Source organism: Alteromonas sp. BZK5, assembly GCF_014349115.1.
GTDB classification, from domain to species: Bacteria; Pseudomonadota; Gammaproteobacteria; order Enterobacterales; family Alteromonadaceae; genus Alteromonas; species Alteromonas macleodii.
Genome location: NZ_JACSOE010000151.1, coordinates 1 through 4,472, shown reverse-complemented (window position 1 = coordinate 4,472; position 4,472 = coordinate 1). Strand labels below are relative to the sequence as shown.

The following is a 4,472-nucleotide window of genomic DNA, read 5'->3' as shown; positions in this document are numbered from 1 at the left end:
CGGTGCTCTCATGGCTTTATTAATGTGCGCCACGTATTTAGCGAACGAGCCACAAATTGACCGTGAAGCCTTGCTTGAAAAGATAACAGCCAAAGATACAAAGCAGTCTCCCGTTTTTCACTGGATACAAACTACTCTGGTCACGCCATTCGCCGAATTTTTCAATCGAAATGGCGTTAAATTAGCGGCGTCGTTTTTACTGTTTATCTTTCTATTTAAAATCGGTGAAGCCTTTCTAGGCCGCATGAGTATCGTGTTTTATAAAGAAATTGGCTTTTCTAATAGCGATATCGCTACTTACTCAAAATTGCTCAACTGGTGGGTAACCATCGTGTTTTCACTGTTAGGTGGATTGGTTAACATTCGCTACGGTATTTACCGCGGATTAATGATTGCGGGTGTGGCCATGGCCGCGTCTAATTTATTATTTGCACTGATCGCGCAAACAGGCCCTTCCACATCTCTTTTAGCCATAACCGTTATTGTCGATGGTTTTACAGGGGCTTGGAGCACCGTTGCCATGGTCGCGTTTATCTCACTATTGTGTAATCGGGCGTTTAGTGCAACCCAATACGCACTCATGGCCTCCCTGAGTGTTGCAGGCAGAACTTTGGTCGCTTCTAGCAGCGGCTTTGTTGTAGATAGTCTTGAAGGCAATTGGAGCCTGTTCTTTATTCTCACAGCAGTCATGGTAATTCCCAGCCTTTGCTTTTTGTATTCAATTAGGCACCACATAAAGCGCGTTGAGTCACCGTAATTTTATTCTACTTCCTTGCAAGTTAGCGTTAGTTGCCTACATTTAAGGTAGGTATCTCTACCGCATATTACTTGCAAGGATGAACGTGAGCTCAAACCAGGCTGGCCAGTCGCAGCGCAAATCATCATCAATTTCGCGGACATTCACTTTTTCAAAAGTGAGTGTTACAGCACTGTTGATCGCTATGGTTGTCATTGCGGTTTTAATCGCGCTGATGAGCAAACAACAAGCTCTCATAGCAGCCTTAAAGCAGCAGAGTTATTTAGAGGACAATATTCTTGCCACTGAGTCTAGTATCAATCAGTTTACGTTTCAGGTGGAGAGCAGCGCGTTTTCTGGCCCCGCGAATTATACTATTTTAAAGCGCGAGCTACAGGTCACCCTTCAAGGTATATCTGAATACCTCCGCAGTAGTGCAGGTCAAACTATCTCGCCCACCGTTTTATCCGAAAGAGACTTTGCAATAGCAAAAGAAGGATTGAATAGCGCGTCTGCACGGCAGGTCGCGCAAACCACACTAGATTTACTTCATACTCTTATTGAGTTGCCGACAGACGATGCAACTCAACGTATTCAGCAGCAATTTACCCTGCTGCCTATGGTCAATGCCATGCAGGCGGAAGAAAACGCGTTGTTACTGCGTATTAAGGCGTTGCGCAATAAGATGCTTCTCACTACTATTTTGGGCGCAGTCGTCATTGTACTTTGGTATTTTATTGCATGTTTTTTTTACAAAAGTAACGCAAACAAGTCGCCTAAAAAGTTTGGTAAATCGAAGTTGAGAGTTGCCATGGTAGATGACGATAGAGATTTGCAAAACAAAGAGTTTTTGCAGCTAATTAGCCATGAATTCAGAGCGCCAATAAGTGCAATTATCAGTGCTCTTGAACTTATTCCTAACATGGAAGAAGAGCGCACCAGACTAATTCAGCAGGCTGAACAATCCAGCTATCGACTTCTTAATCTTACCAACAACCTTACCGATGTATTAACCAATAACACTGAAGACGACTTGCACTTTTCAGATGTCGACCTAATCAGCTTGCTCGACGAATGTATCTCGCCGTTTTCTGTACGCGTAAAAGACAAAAAAATCGAATTTAATATGCACTGTAGTCACAGTGTGCCCCATTACGCAGAAACGGATCCTGTCGTCCTTTCTAAAGTAGTTGTTAACATTCTTGATAACGCCGTTAAATTTACGGCTAATGGACTGATCGACGTCACCGTTACAACCTTGGTGAAAAACCAAGGGATTTTTCTCGTTATTATAATTAGTGATACTGGAATAGGAATTGATGAGGCGACGCAAAAGCGCATGTTTGAACGCTTCTATCGCGGTGAACACTCAACTGGTCAGCGCTTCCCGGGGGCAGGAATTGGCTTGTCTGTAGCTAAACGCAGCGTTGATAAGCTGGGCGGTGCACTACAGGTAACCAGTACAGTTGGAGTTGGTACAGAGTTTAAAATTTTACTGCCTCTGAAACCTATTGAGGACCTTCCCGCTACAAATTCAGCACCGTCTAATGCGACCTTCGCCGTAGTTGACGATTTAGAGATATCTAGGCTGCATTTACAATCAATTATTACCAAAGAGGGCTTTAGCGCACGCACGTTTTCATCTGGTGCGAACTTGCTCAATCTGCACGAAGAAATACTTCAGTTTTCAGGCATTATTGCAGATTTGTACATGCCGGGCATGAATGGTCTTGAGCTAGTGAGGACGCTCAAGGCGATTTTTGGTGAACGGGTACCGCCCGTTATTGTGCTGTCAGCAACCCCAGATATTGCCAACATTATTGCAAACAGTGAACTCCCCATCTATCAAAGCTTTGTAAAACCCATAGATAGAAACCGGTTTGTAGATGCGCTCCATCACCTCACAGCAAGTAACGCAAGAGTTGTTGAAACAACGAAAAAGGCCAACGTGTTACTGGTAGAAGACGAGCCCATTAATGCAGAAATGGTGGGGTATATGCTGCAATGTATGGGTCACGAAGTTACCGTGAGTTACACCGGTGACGACGCTATTATTAGAGTGAGTGAAAATGCGTTTGACTGTGTACTGCTGGATATCAACTTACCAGATATCAATGGCTTGGAAGTCGCTAAAATAATGAAAGAAGGTCACCCTGACCTTCCAATCATCGCCCTTACGGCGAATGCTCACAGAAGCGATAAAGAAGCGTCGCTGCAGGCAGGTATTCGATACCACTTAGTGAAGCCTGTTACCTTTCAAGAGCTCAAAAACACCCTACGCCTAGCGCTATAATGCGCTAGGCGCTGCATAAATGCGATATTGATTTCGGCCGTTTTCTTTTGCTTCATAAAGCGCCTGATCAGCACACTCAAGCCATGCCATCGCTCCTTTAAAGTCAGGAGAGAATTGTGCAAGACCTAAACTAACAGTGAAACTTATTGACTCACCTTCGTGTTCTACCACTAAACGCTTTGCTAATTGTCTGATGCGTTGGGCAACTATCTTGGCATCTTCAACCGAAGAGTCATTCAGAATAATGGCAAATTCCTCTCCGCCGTAGCGCCCTGCAAGGTCGGTTTCTCGCACACAGCGCTTAATTAGCGCTGCTAACATCTTAATCACCTTATCCCCAGCCTGATGACCATAAGTATCGTTAATACGTTTAAAATGGTCGATATCGAGCATAAGCGCAGTACTTGGCTTTTCTCGGCGCACACAAAGTTTGTGCATCTCATCAAAGCGTTCCTGCCAGTAGCGACGATTATATAGCCCAGTTAAACCGTCCACGCGGCTCGCTGTTTTCAACTCTTCGTTAAGATGCTCCATTCCACGCTTACCAAGCGCCTGCTCAGTGACATCGTAAACAAGCATACAAAACCGCTCTACGTTGCCGCGCTTATCAACAATAGGGAACATGGTCACATTTTGGTACATGAACTCTGCAGCACTGGTTACAGGGCGATTACAACCAAACTTAAACAAGTAAGGGCGCTGCTCCCAAATAATAAACACCGGGCTCTTCAAATTGAACACAGGGTCGACTTTGGTTCTCAACCACTTTTCCTCTATTTCCGGGAAATGAGAAAAAAGACTGTCTCCAATGATTGCTTCCGCTTTCTTTGCACCATGGTTTTCAAGAAACTTGTTCCACACTTGAACGTTGAAGTTGCGGTCTAGCACTGCAATGCCCACTTCAATGGAATCGAGAAGCTCTGCGGGTACTTGAGAAGAATTAGCTAAAGCACCGGTGGAAAGTGCGTCTGTTGATGCATTCATATACTTTCCTTGTCTTGTGTGACAGCGTCATCATCGAGCAGCCGAGAATAGATATGGTTCATGGCGTCACCAGGAAATAGCAACAGCAGGTCAAAGGAAATATCTCTGGCCTTAATGGCATAACCTATTTCGATAGCCATGAGCTTGCCCCATCGCTGCACGTTATCACTTAAAAGCGTTGATAGTCCTTGGTGCTGCCCCAGTAGCACCGGATGCGTGTGGCTAAAGGCGACATTTAACTGCTCTGACAAACCGTTTAAACAGGCCCCGATAAGAATATTGGAAACATCCATTAGTGCTTCTAGCGCTAGTTGGTCTGAGGAAGCTGACGGCGGATACTTTAATAGTTCAACGATGTTTTGAGAATTTGTGTCGGTAAAAATGACCAGCGCTTCGCCGCTTATACCTTCACTAATAAAGCCTTTTGAAACTGCCGACACACTGTCGTTACGATTAATT

2 protein-coding genes and 2 pseudogenes are annotated in these 4,472 nt (G+C 44.6%); 2 read left to right on the top strand and 2 right to left on the bottom strand.

What is annotated here, in order from left to right:
* Together BIZ39_RS20310 and BIZ39_RS20305 are read left to right on the top strand one after the other, a co-directional pair.
* Window positions 1-757, top strand: a pseudogene (locus tag BIZ39_RS20310) (MFS transporter); the annotation flags it as partial.
* Between the two features lie 85 nt (window positions 758-842).
* The gene (locus tag BIZ39_RS20305; RefSeq protein ID WP_187447896.1) at window positions 843-3,029 is read left to right on the top strand and encodes a response regulator; all 2,187 of its coding nucleotides are present in this window, start codon (window positions 843-845) and stop codon (window positions 3,027-3,029) included.
* Here the strand turns inward: BIZ39_RS20305 and BIZ39_RS20300 are convergent.
* On the bottom strand, window positions 3,024-4,013 hold the full coding sequence (locus BIZ39_RS20300; RefSeq protein ID WP_187447895.1) for a sensor domain-containing diguanylate cyclase: 990 nt from the start codon (window positions 4,011-4,013) through the stop codon (window positions 3,024-3,026). The genes BIZ39_RS20305 and BIZ39_RS20300 overlap by 6 nt on opposite strands.
* Window positions 4,010-4,472: pseudogene (locus BIZ39_RS20295) on the bottom strand (response regulator); the annotation flags it as partial. The gene BIZ39_RS20300 and the pseudogene BIZ39_RS20295, both read right to left, overlap by 4 nt.